This window comes from Ralstonia sp. SA306 (genome assembly GCF_054792405.1).
In genome coordinates this window covers 153,207-168,802 of record NZ_CP096452.1, presented here as the reverse complement: position 1 = coordinate 168,802, position 15,596 = coordinate 153,207, and the positions used below count along the sequence as shown (strand labels likewise).

The following is a 15,596-nucleotide window of genomic DNA, read 5'->3' as shown; positions in this document are numbered from 1 at the left end:
CAGAGCCGCCCGCAGTTTCACCCCCGCATCAGAACCCGCCCGATTTGATCAGTTGATTCAACGCGCCGATGTTCAGGCTGCCCCAACCCGTCGGGTAGTCCCAACCCGTAGCGGCGCTGTAACCGTAGCCCTGGTAGCCGTTGTTGCCCGAGACCACGTCATACCGCAGCAGCGACGCGTTGGCCTGAATGGCGCTGTACAGGCGCGCCGCCGGAAAGCCCAGGTTGCCGTTCGCCGCCAGCAACCGTGCCCAGAAGCCGACAAAGATGGGCGATGCCAGGCTCGTGCCGCCAATCTGTTGCAGTTGCCCGTAGTTGTAGATGTAGGCGCCGGTGCTCTGTGCTGCGTCGAACGACACATCGGGCAATAGGCGCGCATTGCCGCCCTGCCAACTTGGCGCCGGCAGGATCTGGCTGATGCCGCCGCCGGTGGCCCACAGCTTGCCGTTGCCGTCCAGGCCTTCGTTCCACACGGTCTCGCTAGCGAAGCTGGAACCGTTCGTATAGAGCGTGGTGCCGCCAATGGCGAGCACGTGCGGTGACGATGCCGGCCACGACACGCTGTAGTTGGCGCCGTCCGGATAGCCGCGATTGTTGCACTCGTAGACGCCCTCGTCGCCCGAAGACACGGAGAACGTCTGCCCCTGCGCGGCGGCAGTTGTGAAGATGGCCTCTTCGGCGTCGAGCGTGCCGTCGGCGCTGGCATCGTTCTCGCACCAGCCGAGCGACACGTTGATGACCTTGGCGGTGTTGTCGGTCACTGCCTTGTTGAAAGCCTTGGTCAAGCCCGTGTTGCCCGGCGCGTTCAGGTCGGCCATGTAGAAGGCCAGCTTGCCGACCGCGCCACCAGCCGCACCTACGATGGACTGGCTGTCGAGGTTCCATTCGCCCTGGCCTTCCTGATCATCGGTGTAGTTGCCGCTGCTGCCGTTGGTCTTGATCGTGGTGGTGGACACCGCGGCGTAGCCGTTGTTGCTCGTGAACGTACGCAGGTCACGCAGCGTTTGCGATACGCCGCCGATGGTGATGACGCCCACGGTCGTGCCCGCCGCCGTCGGAACGCCGGTCGCACCGTACAGCTCTGGGAATTCCTTCGGATAGTGGCCCGTCGCGGTGCCAGCAGCCAACGTGCGCGCTTCCGCCACATCCCCCACACGCAGCAGCGGACGCGCACGCGCCACGTTCTGCAGGCCCAGCACCGAGCCAACGATGCCGCCCAGCGCGCGCGGCACCTGGGCCTTGCTGCTGTTCGCAAACCCGCTGCGGCCGGCAAGCTGGTAATGCACCAGCGGCGTGTTGAACGCCGCCTTGACCGTGCCGGCCGTACCGCGCGCCGACACCAACAGCCGGTTGGGCGCAACGTCGATATCGATAAAGCCGTTCTGCCGCAGATAGCGCACCACGGCATCCACCTGTGCCTGCGTGGGCGCGTGGTTGGCCAGGAACTGCTCGCTGGTCAGGTACTTGCGGTAGTGTGAGCTGCTCGGGTCGTTGACATCGTGCGCGAGCGCCTTAAGGCTGGCCTCATTGCGCAGCTTGAGACTGATCAGTACATCAGTGGTCTGGCCGGGCGCGACCTCGTTGGCGGCGCCGCGCGCCATGAGTTGCGGGCCGGTGACGAAGGCCTTGGTGTGGGTGTCGACCCAGTCGGTGGCGGCATGCAGCGGCCCGGCCGCGAGCACCAGCGGCCATGCACAAGCCAGTTGACGGCACAAAGTAGAAAGTTGCTGCGTGGGGAGAGCAGTACGGAGCATCGGATGTCCTTTTGAGGAGTACGACGTTGCAGGACCACGCCGCTTGTGACGACGTGGGCGTCGTTCACCGTATCCAACGCGTTGCCCTCGCAACAGTGCGAAAACAGTCAGTTGCATCCGGAGCGCGCTGCATCTAGCACCCCTCGCCGGGCGGTTGCGCAAGGCAGCGCTTGCCTTTATCGTGATGCGATCCGCGATTCGAACCCGCGCCCAGATGAGCGCCCAGCAAACCACTTCCCCCGCCACCCCTGATTCACCGACCGACCTGCGCGAGCGCATTCGCATGGCGCGCCCGTCGCTCTCGCCGGCCGAACGCCAGGTGGCGGACTGGGTGTTGCGCCAGCCCGGTACAGTGCTGAGCCTGCCGGTGGCGGCCATCGCGCGTGAGGCCGGTGTCAGCCAGCCGACCGTGATCCGCTTCTGCCGCTCGATGGGCTGCCATGGCCTGTCGGATTTCAAGCTGCGGCTGGCGCAAGGCAACGTGGCCCGCGATACCGCGCCGGCGCGCATCGCGTCCCCCTCGGGCATGCGCGTCCTGCAGAACGCCATCGATTCGCTCACCACGCTGCAGGACCGCTTCGACCCGGGCACGCTCGATGCGGCGGTGGCGCTGGTCGACAACGCCCACCGCATCGATCTCTACGGCTTCGGCAGCTCGGGCGTGGTGGCGCTCGATGCACAGACGAAATTCTTCCGCTACGGCATTCCTGCGAATGCGTATAGCGATCCGTATCTCGTGTCGATGTCGCTGAACGTGCTGCAGGCAGGCGACGTGGTGATCGCCATTTCCAAATCGGGTGCCCTGCCCGAACTGCAGACAGCGGTGGAGCGTGTGCGCGAACTGGGCGTGCGCGTGATTGCCGTGACAGCGCCCGGCAGCCCGCTCGCGGCACTCGCCGATGTCGTGCTGCCCGCTGGCGTTGACGATACTGTGGCCGACCGTTCGATGGTCGCGCGCATCTTGCACCTGGCGCTGCTCGATGCGCTGGTGCTGGAAGTGGCGCTGCGCAAGGGCAGCGCACTCCATCACGCCGATCAACCTGAGTAACGCGAAAGCTGCGTCAGTGTCCCTGGGCCACCGCGTGGTCCATGGCAGCGCAAAGGCCGATCAGCCCCGGGTACGGAGAATGAATCACATACACCGGCATCGACGCCACATAGGTCGAGAAGCGGCCCTTGTCTTCAAAGCGGCGCCGGAACGGTGAGTTGGCAAACGCCGGCCCCAGACGCGGGACGATGCCCCCGCCGATGTACACGCCGCCGCGCGCACCCAGCGTGACCGCCAGGTTGGCCGCGATGGTGCCGAGAAACGCGCAGAACGTATCGACGGCATAGCGGCAGCGCGCATGGTCGCCGGCGGCGTCTTCCATCTCGCCAAGTGCGATGGCGGTGATGTCGGCCGCGCGGCGGAGGGTGGGGCCTTGCTGCCAGAGGTCGAAGCACGCACCCAGCGCCTCGTAGATCAGCTCCAGGCCCATGCCGGAGATCAGCCGCTCGGCCGACACATGGCCGAAGCGCTCGCGCGCGAAGCGCCAGATGACGGCTTCCTCGTCGTTCATCGGCGGGAAGGCGACATGGCCGCCCTCGCCGGCCACGGCGATGTAGCGGCCCTCCTGCGTCGGCAGCAGCGATGCAACGCCCAGGCCCGTGCCGGCACCGAGCAGCGCCCGCGGTGCATCGGCCAGGCTGGCACCGCCGCCCACCTGTTCCAGCTCATCTGCGGGCAGATAGGGCAATGCGTGCGCCAGCGCGGCAAAGTCGTTGAGCACGACAAAGGTGTCGAAGCCCAGCGACTGGCGCATTGCCTCGATCGAGAACGCCCAATCGCGGTTGGTCATGCGAATCTGGTCGCCCAGCACCGGATTGGCGATGCCGATGGCCGCATGGCGCACGCCAGCGGTTGCGATTTCCGGCGGCAACGATGCCAGGTACGCGCGCATGGCCGCTTCGAGCGACGGGTAGTCATCGCCGGCCAGCACACCGATGTGGGCCAGGCGCATCGGCGCCATCTCCAGCGCAAAGCGCACGTTGGTGCCGCCAACGTCGGCCACCAGCCGCGGGTAGGCCAGCATATCGGCCAATTGGTCGGCCCCAGTGCCCGCGTTCACCTCATGTAGTCCAATAGACATCGAGCGGTACCTCCCGCTGATGAATGACGTAGCTCACCGGCAGCGCACGCTGTGCCGCGCCTCGCGCGGCATCGTCGAACACACCGCGCTTGACCGGCCCGGAGATCGAAAGGAACAACCGCCGCGCCGCACACAGCGCAGACAGATTCAGGCTGATACGCCGATGCGGCGCTGTGCCCGGACGCACCGGCAGATAGGCCGGCGCCTGCGTGCGATCGAGGCCCTCGTTCAATTCGGGCGCGTCGGGAAACAACGATGCGGTATGCCCGTCGTCGCCCATGCCGAGAATCACTACGTCGGGTTGCTGAAACGGATCATTGGCAGTCGCCACGCATGCATCCACGTCAACCGATTCACCATGCACGTGCGGTGGCAACACCAGCGGAAAAAAGCGCGCCGCAGCCGCGGCATCCTGCAACAGGTGCTCGCGGACGAGGCGCGCGTTGCTGTCGGCGTGCTCGGGCGGCACGGCACGCTCGTCGACCAGCGTGATCGACACATCAGCCCAGCGCAGCGGCAACACGCGCAGCGCGGAAAACAGCGCGATGGGCGAACGCCCGCCCGACACGGCAAGGCACACGCTGCCCTGCTCGGCAATCACATGCGTGAGCGTGCTCGCAATGGACTGGGCCAACGCCTGGACCTGCGCGGTGGCGTCCGGAACTGCGTGCCAGCGCATCGCCATTACATCTCCTCGTGCCAGGCAGCGTTGTCGCGCGAGAGCAGCGCGCTCGATGCCGCCGGGCCCCAGCTACCCGCGGTGTAGCCCTTGGGCGGAATGCGTGCTTCGTTCCACGCTTCAATGATCGGCTCGACCCAGCGCCAGGCTTCGGCCTGTTCATCGCGGCGCACGAACAGGCCCAGCTTGCCATTGACGGCGTCCATCAGCAAACGCTCATAGGCGCCGGCATGGCGCACGCCGCCGTGGTCGGTAAAGTCCAGGTCCAGCGTGGACGGCTGCAGGCCGAGCGCCGCGCCCGGCGTCTTGGTCAGGAACTGCAGGCGGATGCTCTCTTCCGGCTGCAGGCGGATGACGAGACGGTTTTCCGGGAACTGGATCAGCGGCTTGGGAAACAGCGCGTGCGGCACATCGTGAAAACGCACCACGATCTCCGCCAGGCGCTGCGGCATGCGCTTGCCGGTGCGCAGGTAGAACGGCACGCCAGCCCAGCGCCAGTTGGCAATCTCAGCCTTGATCGAGACGAACGTTTCGGTACGGCTGTCCGGCGGAATGCCCTGCTCATGCAGATAGCCCTGCACCGGCTGCCCCGCAATGGCGCCTTCGAGATACTGGCCGCGCACGGTCTTCTCGGGCACCTCTTGCAGCGGGATCGGCTTGAGCGCCTTGAGAATCTTCAGCTTCTCGTCACGGATGGCGTCTTGCGACAGGCTCGACGGCGGCTCCATGGCGACGATACACAGCAGTTGCAGCAGGTGGTTCTGCACCATGTCGCGCAGCGCGCCGACACCGTCGTAGAAATCGCCGCGCTTTTCCACGCCAAGCTGCTCGGCAATGGTGATCTGCACGTCCTTGATCCACTCGCGGCGCCACAGCGGCTCGAACAGCGCGTTGCCGAAGCGGATCGCCATCAGGTTCTGGACGGATTCTTTCCCGAGGTAGTGGTCGATCCGGTAGATCTGGTCTTCGGCAAAGAACTCGGCCACGGCGGAGTTGATGCGCTCGTTCGACGCGAGATCGGTGCCCAGCGGCTTTTCCAGCACCAGCCGCACATTCGGCGTATTCAGCCCGACACGGGCGAGCTGCTTGCAGATATCGATGAAGAAGCCAGGCGCCGTGGCCAGATAGCACACGGTCACTGGCGCGCGGTCCTCGCCCAGCGCGGCGGCCAGTCCATCGAACTGTTCGGGTTTGCGGGCGTCGACCTGCTGGTAGACGATGCGCTCGGCAAACGAGGCCCAGGCGTCGTCGGAAACGGGCGCGCCGGAATACAGGCGCATGGTCGGGCGCGTTTCACGCTCCAGCAGGGCAAGGTAGCCGGCTGTCTCCAGCGGCTGCGTGCCGATGGCGAAGATCCGCCCGCGCGGGTGCAGTTCGCCGCCCTGATGCGCATCGAACAAGGCCGGAATCAGCTTGCGGCGGGCAAGATCGCCCGTACCGCCGAACAACACCATGTCGAATGCGGGCACCGACATCGTCATCTCCTGTGTGTGAGCCATCGATTAGGCTAGCCTAGCTGACTAGCAAGACAACACGCGTTTTAAGCTCATTTTGTAGTATTACTACATCGCGAGCAAGGCGTTCGTGAAACTGCCCCGGCAAGCGTTTCCAGCGAGACTTTTGCCACAGGGCACTGGCTCCGGCGCGTCTTCTGGCACGCAATTCGCGTGCTCGACCGTGTTATCGGCGCTGCATCGGATGCGATACCTGTGGAAAACCCTGCACCACATCCGGCGCATTTGTAGGAAAATTACAGCATTCCGTCCTGCCCGGACCTACCCCCCAGGAGAACCCGCATGGCCCTGCACCGCACTTTGGCCGCCGTCACCCAGCGCATCATCGACCGCAGCCGCGGCCCCCGTCAGGCCTATCTGGACGTCACCCGCAAGAACGCCGGCCGCAAGGTCGAGCGTACGCTGCTTTCGTGTACGAACCTCGCCCACGGTTTTGCGGCCATGCCGGGCGAAGCGAAGATCCGCCTGAAAGCGCTGGAACGGCCGAACCTCGGCATTGTCTCGGCGTACAACGACATGCTCTCTGCGCATCAGCCGCTGGAGGCGTTTCCCGCATGGCTCAAGCAGGCCGCGCTGGATGCCGGCGGCACCGCACAGTTTGCCGGCGGCGTGCCGGCCATGTGCGATGGCGTCACGCAGGGGCAGGATGGGATGGAGCTGTCGCTGTTCTCGCGCGACACGATTGCCTTGTCGACGGCCGTGGCGTTGTCGCACCAGATGTTCGACGCGGCGCTGTACCTGGGCGTGTGCGACAAGATCGTGCCGGGGCTGGTGATCGGTGCGTTGTCGTTCGGCCACCTGCCCGCCGTGTTCGTGCCGGCCGGCCCGATGACCACCGGCATCAGCAATGATGAAAAAGCCCGCACGCGGCAGCTTTACGCCGAGGGCAAGCTCTCGCGCGCCGACCTGCTGGAAGCCGAATCCAAGTCGTACCACGGCGCCGGCACCTGCACGTTCTACGGCACGGCCAACTCCAACCAGATGCTGATGGAAGTGATGGGCCTGCACCTGCCGGGCACCGCCTTCATCAACCCAAACACGCCGCTGCGCGAGGCGCTCACGCGTGAATCGGCGCGCCAGGCGCTCAAGCTCGTCTTCAGCGGCGACCAGTACACCCCCATTGCCGACGTGCTGAATGAGCGCGCCTTCGTCAACGGCATCGTCGGCCTGCTGGCCACGGGCGGCTCGACCAACCACACGCTGCACCTGATTGCGATGGCGCGCGCGGCCGGCATCCTGCTCACGTGGGATGACTTCAACGATCTGTCGGGCGTGATTCCGCTGCTGGCGCGTGTCTACCCGAACGGCAAGGCCGACGTGAACGAATTCCAGGCGGCGGGTGGCCTCTCCATCGTGATTCGCGAGCTGATCGATGCGGGCCTCCTGCACGACGACGTGACGACGATCATGGGCAAGGGCCTGCGCCGTCATTCGCAAGAGCCCTTCCTGGACGGAGACGAACTCGTGTGGCGCGATGGTGCCGCGGCCTCGCTCGATACCAACATCGTGCGCGGCGTGGCCGAGCCGTTCTCGCCGGACGGTGGCCTGCGCGTGCTGGACGGCAACATCGGGCGCTCGGTCATCAAGGTGTCGGCGGTCAAGCCGGAGCATCGTTTTGTGGAAGCGCCAGCGCGCGTGTTCCTCGCGCAGGACGATCTGATCAATGCATTCAAGGCCGGCGAACTGGAGCGCGATTTCGTGGCCGTGCTGCCGTATCAGGGCCCGGCCGCCAACGGCATGCCCGAGCTGCACAAGCTCACGCCCACACTGTCGGTGCTGCAGGAGCGCGGCTTCAAGGTCGCGCTGGTGACGGACGGCCGCATGTCAGGCGCGTCAGGCAAGGTGCCGGCTGCCATTCACATCACGCCGGAAGCGCTCAACGGCGGGCCGCTGGCGCGCGTGCGCGATGGCGACATCGTCGTGCTGGATGCCGAAGCGGGCACGCTCTCGGTGCGCGTGTCGGAAGATGAGTGGAATGCGCGCCAGGTCAGCACGCCCGATCTGTCGCATTACCACGCAGGCGTGGGGCGAGACCTCTTCTCGGGTTTCCGCCGCAATGTGTCCACGGCGGAAGAAGGCGCCTGCACGTTGTTCGTATCGGCGGGCGCATAAGCTGAAGGCAAACTAACCGGCCCCGAGGTCGATACCGGGGCCGGTTGCTTCTACAGCATCGACTTGTCGATCGAGATACCCAGCTCACCCGCCATCTGTTCGACGAGCGCCTGAAGCCTGGCCACCTTGTCGGCCAACTGCTTCTGCTCCGCCTTCAGCGCTTCAAACTCAGACGGTGCGATGGACTCGTCAACGCCGTCGCCCTGACGGATGTCGGCTTGCGCAACTTCACCGCAGAGCAGGTGCATCCAACGGCTTTCACGCTCCCCCGGCATACGTTGCAGTTTGACGACATAGGGTGGATCGTTCTCGGCCAGTTCATCCAGAAACGCTTCAACGGATGAAATATCGGCAAAGGCGTGGAACCGCGCGGCGTTCAGTCGCAGCTCGGCTGCGGTCTGCGGACCGCGCAGCAGCAGCACGGTAAGCAACGCGATGGATTGGCTCGGCACACCGAGCACGCGGTTCATGTTGTGCTCGAACCGCGGCACGCGGCTGCTGCTGCCCTCCATGACCAGGCTCATCGATTTCAGCCCGTCGATGGCCGTGAGGATCTCGGCTTCGGTGACGGACATGACCGGCGCACGCGCGGTTTTCTGATTGCAGCCGGCCGCCAGCGCATTGAGCGTCAGCGGATAAGTGTCGGGTACCGTGTGCTGCTTTTCGACCAGAACGCCAAGCACGCGTCCTTCAAGTGCGGTGAGGGTACGGATGGCACGACGCTGCACAGCGTCGGGATTGATATTCATGATGGGGCGGCGACGGATACGCTGGTTGGGGCAAATCGAATCCCAACATCATATCCGGCACCCGCAGGCAGGAGGCCCTGCCTGCGCAACGACAGCGAAACTCAGCCCTTGGCCGGGCCGCGCACCAGCAACACAGGCGTGGTCGCCTGGCGGATGAACTTCTCGGCCACGCTGCCCAGCATCGCATGCGCCAGCCCACGGCGGCCGTGCGTGCCGATCACGACCACATCGGCGCCACTGCGCACCGCTTCGCCCTGCAGAGCGGCGGCCACATCCTCACCCACGTTCTGCGTTTCCACCAGCACCGTTTCCTGCTGCAAACCGGCAGAGGTGAGCGTTGCGGCGGTGTCGGCCAGCAGCGCGGTGCCGGCCTGGATGAACGACTTGCGCAGCTCGGTCGGGTCGTAATAGCCAACGTCGAACAACATGGCGGGGCTGTCGACGATATAGACGGCACGGACGGTGCTTTGGAATGCCTTGGCCAGGCGCACGGCCTCGGCCAGGGCCAGCTTGCTGGTTTCGCTGCCATCAATGGCGACCAGGATCTTCTTGTACATGGTTCAAGCCTCGCAGGGGAGTGGTTGTCGGAATACTGTGCTGACTGTGCTGGGGCAGCGTTTTGGCCACCCACACGCTATTCTGTGACATCGAACGCCCTTTTGCGTTGCGCCAAATCAGATGGCCGCGACCATGCGACGCAACAATGTACCGTCATCCGCCCGCTCCTACGCCCGAGTTGATTGCTGCTTACCGCAGCGCGCGGTATCGCGTCAGCGCACCGCAAGGCGACGTGCTGCTGCGCGTCGATGCCATCAACCCATGTATGGCGGCATTGCTCGCGCAAGCCGATTCACCGTGGGCCGTCTTCGTGACGGCGCATCAGCCTTTCTCCCGCGCGGTGTCTGCCGATGAAAACGCTGCGCGGCAGGCCGAGCTGCTGGCCTGGGCCATCGCGCGCGGCATGCCCTGGCTCTCTGGCGAAGGCGGCCCGCCGGAAGATGCCCCGGCGAACACGTGGTCGCCCGAGCCGAGCCTGCTCCTGTTCATCGAAGACCCGGCCATCGCCGACACCCTGATGCTCACGTTCGAGCAGAACGCCGTAGTGCTGTGCGATGCGCACGGATTTTGTACCTTGCGTTGGCACCCGTATCTGCCAGACTGATTTTGCACAAGGCACTTGGCGCACAGCGCTTTGCAGCACCGTAAGTGGCGCTTCCGATTCCTAAGTGCTTGCGTAGATACATCAGCAGGAGGTTCGTATGGAACTGCACATGCAATCGCATCATTGGGAGCGCCGCATGCCCGACTGGCTCGCCGCCAGCGTGGCCGGCCTCGTGGGCGGCGCACTGGTCATCGTGCTCGAATTCTTCTGGTCGACCATGGTGCTCAATGAAAGCCCATGGCGCCCGACCCACAAGATCGCCGCTATGGTCATGGGCCGGGGCGCACTGGAAGAGATGTCGTTGTTCAGCTACAGCATCGTGGCGACGGCTCTCGTGCTGCACTTCGTGCTGGGCGCCATCATGGGGATGATTCTTGGCGCCATCATCGCGCCGTTCCACTTCGATTCGAGCCCGGGCATGCTCGCGGCCGTCGGCGTGGCCTTCGGGATCGTGGCGTACGTGGTGAACTTCTACGGCATGACGGCCGTGTTTCCGTGGTTTGTGTCGGAGCGCGGCTCGGGGCCGCTACTGGCGAACCTGCTGTTTGGGGTGGCGGCGGCCATCACCTACGGCATGCTGGAACGGCGCGTGCGGGAACCAATGCACTGACACGACCCTTTTTCCTGCGGCGCCGCAAGCTGAGCGGCGCTCTCAGGAGGCGGCCGCCTCTGGCAACACATGCCGGAGGCGGCCGTTTTGCATTGCGGCGCAGCACACAGATGCCGCATTGGCGCGATCCGTACGCGGGGTGCGCCTCGTCCTTACGTTGCCTTGCACGATCCGAGTGCGCGACCTAGCCTGTCTTTAGCGTGTTGAGGAAGTCCCTCGCCGGAGGTGCCCATGGCCCTTGCGATTGCGCTCGTGCTGATCGTCGTGCTGGCGGTGGGGTTTCACTTTGCCAGCCCGTGGTGGATCACCCCGATCGCCTCCAACTGGGTGCGCATGGACGACACGCTGACGATCACCATCGTCATCACCGGCGTGCTGTTTGTCGCCATCAACCTCTTCGTCGTCGCGGCGCTCCTGCGCTATCGCCATCGCGATGGCCAACCCAACCAACGCGCCGCCTACGAGCCGCACAACACACGACTGGAATGGTGGCTGATCGGTGTCACCAGCGTGGGTGTGGCGGCGCTGCTCGCGCCCGGCCTGTTCGTCTATGCCGATTACGTACGCCCACCAGCGAACGCCCTGCAGATGGAAGTGCTCGGCCAGCAGTGGCAATGGCGCTTCCGCTTTGCCGGCCCCGGCGGCAAGCTCGGCACGACCGACGTGCGCTACATCAGCAACAACAACCCGTTCGGCATGAACCCGGCTGACCCGAACGGACGCGACAACTACCTGATCGAAACCCCCGAGCTGCACCTGCCGATCAACCGCCCGATCCAGGTACTGGCGCGCTCGCGCGACGTGCTGCACGACTTTTATGTGCCGCCGTTCCGCGCACGCATGAACATGGTGCCGGGCATGGTCACCACCTTCTGGTTCACGCCCACCAAGGCAGGCCGCTACGACATCCTGTGTGCGCAGCTTTGCGGTATCGGGCACTCCAACATGCGCGGTGTGGTGGTCGTGGAAGACGAGGCATCGTTTGCACGCTGGCTCGCACAGCAGACCACCTTTGAGCAGAGCCAGAAGGCGAAGGTGCAGGCCGCGTCCGGCGCTGCGGGCGGCGGTGCACAGGCATTGGCCGAGCAAGGCCACACGCTCGCCCAGGCCAAGGGCTGCGTCGCCTGCCACTCGGTGAATGGCAGCCCCGGCGTCGGCCCGACATGGAAGGGCTTGTACGGCTCCACACAGACCATGGCCGACGGCTCGACCGCAGTGGCCGATGAAGCCTATCTGCGCGCCTTCATCCGCGATCCGAAAGCGCGTGTGGTCAAAGGCTTCGCGCCCATCATGCCGAACTTCGACCTGAGCGAGCAGGAACTCGCAGCGCTGGTGGCGTACATCAAGGCGCAAGGTGGCGACGCAGCGGCGACCGCTGCAAAACCGTAGCGAGGAGAAACCATGTCCTACGCACAGACCGACCCCCACGGCCAGGGCCACGCACCGCAAAGCTTCTGGACACGCTACGTCTGGAGCCAGGACCACAAGGTCATCGCGGTGCAGTATTCGCTCACGGCCATCGCCATCGGGCTGGTGGGGCTCGTGCTGTCGAACCTGATGCGGCTGCAGCTGGGCTTTCCGGGCAAGTTCGCCTTTATCGACGCCAACCACTACTACCAGTTCGTCACCATGCACGGAATGATCATGGTGATCTACCTGCTCACGGCGCTGTTCCTCGGTGGCTTCGGCAACTACCTGATCCCGCTGATGCTGGGCGCGCGCGACATGGTGTTTCCGTTTCTGAACATGCTCAGCTACTGGGTGTATCTGCTGGCCGTGCTGGTGCTGGTGGCGAGCTTTTTCGTACCGGGCGGGCCCACCGGTGCGGGCTGGACCTTGTATCCGCCGCAGGCGATCCTGCCCGGCACGCCGGGCACCGAATGGGGCATCGTGCTGATGCTGGTGTCGCTTGGGATCTTTATCGTGGCGGCAACGATGGGCGGCCTGAACTACGTGACCACCACGCTGCAGGCGCGCACGCGCGGTATGACGCTCATGCGCATGCCGCTCACGGTGTGGGGCATCTTCATCGCGACCATCCTGGCGTTGCTGGCGTTTCCGGCGCTGTTCGTGTCGGCCATCATGATGTTGCTCGACAAGACGCTGGGCACCAGCTTCTTCGTGCCGGCGGTGGTATCGATGGGGCAGCAGCTCAAGCACAGCGGCGGCAGCCCGCTGCTGTTCCAGCACCTGTTCTGGTTCTTCGGGCACCCCGAGGTGTACATCGTGGCGCTGCCCGCCTTCGGCATCGTGTCGGACCTCATCAGCACGCACGCGCGCAAGAACATCTTCGGCTACAAGATGATGGTATGGGCCATCGTCATCATCGGAGCCTTGAGCTTCGTCGTCTGGGCGCATCACATGTTCGTGTCAGGCATGAACCCGTACTTCGGGTTCTTCTTTGCCACCACCACGCTCATCATCGCCATCCCGACCGCGCTCAAGGTCTACAACTGGGTGCTCACGCTGTGGCGTGGCGACATCCACCTGACCGTGCCCATGCTGTTTGCCATCGGCTTCATCAGCACGTTCCTGATTGGCGGGTTGACGGGGCTGTTCCTGGGCAACGTGAGCGTGGACATTCCGCTGTCCAACACGTACTTCGTGGTGGCGCACTTCCACATGGTGATGGGCGTGTCGCCGATCCTGGTCGTGTTCGGCGGGCTCTACCACTGGTATCCCAAGGTAACGGGCCGCATGCTGAACGACACGCTGGGCCGCGCGCATTTCTGGATCACCTTCATCGGCACGTACCTGATCTACTTCCCGATGCACTACCTGGGTGTGCTGGGCATGCCACGGCGGTACTACGCGTATGAGGGCTACAGCTTCATCCCGCCCTCGGCGCAGACGCTGAATACGTTCATCACCGTCATCGCCATCATCGTGGGCGTGGCGCAGTTGCTGTTCCTCTTCAACCTGGCATGGAGCCTCGTGCGCGGCAGGAAGGCCGAGGCCAACCCGTGGCGGGCAACGACGCTCGAATGGCAGACGCCGCAGACTCCGCCCGTGCACGGCAATTGGGGGCCCGCGCTGCCGGTGGTCTACCGCTGGGCATACGAGTACAGCCCGCCCGACCGTGTGGATGACTTCGTGCCCCAGAACGAACCGCCCACCGGTGCACCCGACATGGGAACGGAATCCGGAACCGACATCCTTCACGCCGGCGGGGTGCGCACATGACGACCCTGCCCCGCCACTTTGTTCCCGATGCTTCGCCTGTATTGCCACCCGCGGGGCGCATTGGCCTGCGCGTCTTCATGGCCGTGGTGACGGCGCTGTTCTCGCTGCTGATCCTGGCCTATGCCATGCGCATGCGCGAGCCGGATTGGATGCCCGTTCCGCACCCCGTGCTGCTGTGGTGGAACACCGGCGTGCTGGCGCTGGCGAGCATGGCCATGGAACTGGCACGGCGCGCGCAGGCACGCCGCTCGATCTGGCTGCTGGCGGGTGGCGTGCTTGCCGCGCTGTTCGTCTTCGGCCAATGGGCAGCGTGGCAGCAGCTGTCCGCCACCGGGCAAGGCGTGGCAGTCAACCCATCCAACAGTTTTCTGTATGTGTTCACCGGCCTGCATGCAGCGCATGTCATCGGTGGCCTTGTCGTCTGGGCGGTGACGGTCGCGCGGCTGCGCAAGAACGCTGATCGCACCCAACGTGCCGTTGCCCTCTGCGCGACGTACTGGCACTTCCTGCTGGCCGTGTGGCTCGTGCTGCTGGCCGCAATGTGGTGGATCACGCCCGCATTCGTCAGCGCCATCTGCGGGCCGTTGTACGGAGCCACGCCATGAGCAACCCCACGCTTCCCACCGACTCGGCCAACGCCTTGCCCGAGGGCTGGCCCGGCATCGTCAACGACTGGTCGGGCGACCGCGAAACCTTCAAGGTGCCGTGGGGCAAGGCCATGATGTGGATCTTCCTGCTGTCGGACACCTTCGTCTTCAGCAGTTTCCTGATCGGCTACATGACGGTGCGCATGTCGACCACGGTGCCGTGGCCCGACACGGCCGAAGTGTTCGGCATGAAGATCGGTGGCGTGGAGGTGCCGTTGCTGCTGATCGCCATCATGACCTTCGTGCTCATCAGCAGCAGCGGCACCATGGCCATGGCCGTCAACTTCGGTTATCGGCGCAATGCAAAGCGTGCCGCCGCGCTCATGCTGGCCACGGCATTGCTGGGGGTCTGCTTCGTCAGCTTGCAGGCGTTCGAGTGGACCAAGCTGATCGTGCTCGAAGGCGTGCGCCCCTGGGGCAACCCTCTGGGTGCAGCGCAGTTTGGCGCGTGCTTTTTCATGATCACCGGGTTCCACGGCTTTCACGTGACCTGCGGCGTGATCTACCTGCTGCTGGTCGCACGCAAGATCCGGCAACCGGGCTTTGCCGAGCACGGCAACTTCCAGATCGTGGAGATCGCGGGCCTCTACTGGCACTTCGTCGATCTCGTCTGGGTGTTCATCTTCGCGTTGTTCTATCTGTGGTGAGGCAGCCATGAACCACACCGACCCATCCTCCACGCCAGCAGTGCCCGACACCCATGGCCAGCAGCACAGCATCAGCGTCTACCTGAAAATCTGGGGCCTGCTGTTCGTGCTCAGCACGCTGTCGTACCTCGTCGATTACTTTCGCGTGGAAGGCCTCACGCGCTGGGTGCTGATCGTCGTTCTGATGATCGCCAAGGCGGGGCTGATCGTCTCTGTGTTCATGCACATGATGTGGGAGCGGCTGGCACTGGTGTACGCCATTCTCATGCCGCCGCTCGCGTTGCTGGTGCTGATGGTTCTGATGGCGGCCGAGGCGCATCACACGTTCGGGATGCGCATGTTGTTCTTCCACTGAGCCGCCTCTCGGCTGTCGCTTGACTTGCCGGCCCAGGCCAGCCACACCTACCTTTT

15 protein-coding genes are annotated in these 15,596 nt (G+C 64.8%); 9 read left to right on the top strand and 6 right to left on the bottom strand.

The window, feature by feature from the left end:
• Positions 1–28 precede the first annotated feature (28 nt).
• Positions 29–1,753, bottom strand: a complete 1,725-nt coding sequence (locus M1D44_RS17385; RefSeq protein WP_316853503.1) for a S53 family peptidase — start codon at positions 1,751–1,753, stop codon at positions 29–31.
• Between the two features lie 214 nt (positions 1,754–1,967).
• On the opposite strand from M1D44_RS17385, the gene M1D44_RS17380 reads away from it, so the two are divergent.
• Positions 1,968–2,801, top strand: a complete 834-nt coding sequence (locus tag M1D44_RS17380; protein ID WP_316853502.1) for a MurR/RpiR family transcriptional regulator — start codon at positions 1,968–1,970, stop codon at positions 2,799–2,801.
• A 13-nt stretch (positions 2,802–2,814) separates the two neighbouring features.
• Here M1D44_RS17380 and M1D44_RS17375 read toward each other — a convergent pair whose 3' ends face one another.
• The 3 genes from M1D44_RS17375 to zwf are packed head-to-tail and all read right to left on the bottom strand — an operon-like array spanning position 2,815 to position 6,036.
• Positions 2,815–3,882, bottom strand: a complete 1,068-nt coding sequence (locus M1D44_RS17375) for a glucokinase (protein ID WP_024977937.1) — start codon at positions 3,880–3,882, stop codon at positions 2,815–2,817.
• Positions 3,863–4,567: a 6-phosphogluconolactonase gene (gene pgl, locus M1D44_RS17370; protein ID WP_024977938.1), complete on the bottom strand. Its 705-nt coding sequence runs from the start codon at positions 4,565–4,567 to the stop codon at positions 3,863–3,865. The genes M1D44_RS17375 and pgl overlap by 20 nt, the downstream gene beginning before the upstream one ends.
• Positions 4,567–6,036 carry a glucose-6-phosphate dehydrogenase gene (gene zwf, locus M1D44_RS17365; protein WP_024977939.1) on the bottom strand — a complete coding sequence of 490 codons (1,470 nt, stop codon included), beginning with the start codon at positions 6,034–6,036 and terminating at the stop codon, positions 4,567–4,569. Before zwf ends, pgl begins: the two co-directional genes overlap by 1 nt.
• 321 nt (positions 6,037–6,357) lie before the next feature.
• On the opposite strand from zwf, the gene edd reads away from it, so the two are divergent.
• Positions 6,358–8,187: a phosphogluconate dehydratase gene (gene edd / locus M1D44_RS17360; protein WP_316853501.1), complete on the top strand. Its 1,830-nt coding sequence runs from the start codon at positions 6,358–6,360 to the stop codon at positions 8,185–8,187.
• A gap of 50 nt (positions 8,188–8,237) precedes the next feature.
• Here the strand turns inward: edd and M1D44_RS17355 are convergent, their stop codons facing one another.
• Together M1D44_RS17355 and M1D44_RS17350 are read right to left on the bottom strand one after the other, a co-directional pair.
• On the bottom strand, positions 8,238–8,936 hold the full coding sequence (locus tag M1D44_RS17355) for a YceH family protein (RefSeq protein WP_112186902.1): 699 nt from the start codon (positions 8,934–8,936) through the stop codon (positions 8,238–8,240).
• 101 nt (positions 8,937–9,037) lie between these two features.
• Positions 9,038–9,493: a universal stress protein gene (locus M1D44_RS17350; protein WP_024977942.1), complete on the bottom strand. Its 456-nt coding sequence runs from the start codon at positions 9,491–9,493 to the stop codon at positions 9,038–9,040.
• A gap of 146 nt (positions 9,494–9,639) precedes the next feature.
• Between M1D44_RS17350 and M1D44_RS17345 the strand changes: the two genes are divergently transcribed.
• From M1D44_RS17345 to M1D44_RS17315, 7 genes are all read left to right on the top strand, one after another.
• Positions 9,640–10,098 carry a DUF3293 domain-containing protein gene (locus M1D44_RS17345; RefSeq protein WP_316853500.1) on the top strand — a complete coding sequence of 153 codons (459 nt, stop codon included), beginning with the start codon at positions 9,640–9,642 and terminating at the stop codon, positions 10,096–10,098.
• Positions 10,099–10,195: 97 nt separating this feature from the next.
• A complete protein-coding gene (locus M1D44_RS17340; RefSeq protein ID WP_316683564.1) occupies positions 10,196–10,708 on the top strand; it encodes a hypothetical protein in 513 nt (170 codons plus the stop codon).
• A gap of 231 nt (positions 10,709–10,939) precedes the next feature.
• Entirely contained in the window at positions 10,940–12,097 is a 1,158-nt protein-coding gene (locus M1D44_RS17335; RefSeq protein WP_024977945.1) for a cytochrome c oxidase subunit II, read from the top strand.
• 12 nt (positions 12,098–12,109) lie between these two features.
• Entirely contained in the window at positions 12,110–13,891 is a 1,782-nt protein-coding gene (gene ctaD, locus M1D44_RS17330) for a cytochrome c oxidase subunit I (RefSeq protein WP_316853499.1), read from the top strand.
• On the top strand, positions 13,888–14,496 hold the full coding sequence (locus M1D44_RS17325) for a cytochrome c oxidase subunit 3 (protein WP_112186894.1): 609 nt from the start codon (positions 13,888–13,890) through the stop codon (positions 14,494–14,496). Before ctaD ends, M1D44_RS17325 begins: the two co-directional genes overlap by 4 nt.
• Positions 14,493–15,185, top strand: coding sequence for a heme-copper oxidase subunit III family protein (locus M1D44_RS17320; protein ID WP_024977948.1), 693 nt, complete (start codon positions 14,493–14,495; stop codon positions 15,183–15,185). The genes M1D44_RS17325 and M1D44_RS17320 overlap by 4 nt, the downstream gene beginning before the upstream one ends.
• Positions 15,186–15,192: 7 nt before the next feature.
• Positions 15,193–15,540, top strand: coding sequence for a cytochrome C oxidase subunit IV family protein (locus M1D44_RS17315; protein WP_024977949.1), 348 nt, complete (start codon positions 15,193–15,195; stop codon positions 15,538–15,540).
• Positions 15,541–15,596: the final 56 nt, after the last annotated feature.